This window comes from Vibrio sp. 10N.222.46.A1 (assembly GCF_041473595.1).
Classification (GTDB): Bacteria; Pseudomonadota; Gammaproteobacteria; order Enterobacterales; family Vibrionaceae; genus Vibrio; species Vibrio tasmaniensis_A.
On sequence record NZ_JBFRSN010000911.1, the window covers coordinates 1 to 1,315 of the forward strand.

A 1,315-nucleotide genomic window follows, 5' to 3' on the forward strand; every position below is an offset into this window, starting at 1 on the left:
AGAAGCACAGTTGTTACTTGATAAAGTGGGGCTAAGTCATCGTGTTGACCACCGACCTTCAGAACTTTCAGGTGGTGAGAGGCAACGAGTGGCAATTGCTCGTGCATTGGTGAACAAGCCTGCGCTAGTGTTGGCGGATGAGCCGACTGGTAACCTAGACCACAACACAGCACTTTCTATTTACGACTTAATGCGCGAACTGAACCGTGAGTACGATACTGCCTTTTTGGTTGTGACTCACGATGGTGAACTTGCCGGTAAGATGGATCGCCAACTTCACATGCAAGATGGTTTACTGGTCAACGTAGAAAAAGAGGAGAGCTAAGTGTTTTCTTCTTTATCTCTATTGATAGGCGGCCGATTTAGCCGGGCGAAACAACGAGACAAAATGGTGTCGTTCATCTCCTTGTCTTCGACAATTGGTATTGCTGTTGGTGTCGCGGTAATCATTATCGGCTTATCTGCAATGAATGGTTTTGAGCGAGAGCTTCAATCACGAGTACTTTCTGTCATTCCTCACGGTGAGTTTGAGGGCGTCAATGAACCTGTAACACGTTGGGAGCATGTGATCGAACAAGCGACCCAACATGAAGACGTTGTCGCAGCTGCGCCTTATGTGAAAATTACCGCGCTTGCCGAAAAAGGCAAAGAGCTGAAAGCAATTGAAGTTCGCGGTGTTGATCCACAACTTGAGCAACAAGTATCGAGCCTATCGAGTTTTATCGATAAGAAAGCTTGGAGCGATTTTAAGGCAGGGCAACAACAGATTATCCTGGGCTCTGGCGTGGCCAATGTACTTGGCGCGAAAGTCGGTGATTACTTAACTCTGATGATCCCGACGGTGAATGGTTCGCTTAAGGTTCAAGCACCTAAACGTGTTCGAGTCAAAGTCGTTGGCTTGCTGACGCTTAATGGCCAAATTGACCACAGCTTAGCTTTGATCCCGATCGGCGATGCGCAAGTTTACGCAAACCTAGGTGAGGCTGTGACAGGGGTTTCTTTAAAAGTGACCGATGTTCTGAACGCGAACTCTATTGTGCGTGAGGTGGGTAACCAGCTTGATGTGTATGTGTATCTACGAAGCTGGCAACAGAAGTTTGGCTTCTTGTATCGAGATATTCAGTTGGTTCGCACCATTATGTATCTGGTGATGGTACTGGTTATTGGTGTTGCTTGTTTCAATATTGTCTCGACATTAATGATGGCAGTAAAAGACAGAGCATCAGAGATCGCGATTTTAAGAACCATGGGCGCATCGGACGGCCTTGTGAAACGCATTTTCGTTTGGCAGGGCGTATTCTCCGGTGTGTTAGGT

General features: G+C 47.0%; 2 protein-coding genes. Both read left to right on the forward strand.

Translation table 11 applies throughout. The features are described 5' to 3' along the window. A partial coding sequence (locus AB4496_RS21810) for an ATP-binding cassette domain-containing protein (RefSeq protein ID WP_372131953.1) occupies window positions 1-325 on the forward strand: 325 nt, incomplete at its 5' end. Further along, a partial coding sequence (gene lolE, locus AB4496_RS21815; RefSeq protein ID WP_372131955.1) for a lipoprotein-releasing ABC transporter permease subunit LolE occupies window positions 326-1,315 on the forward strand: 990 nt, incomplete at its 3' end.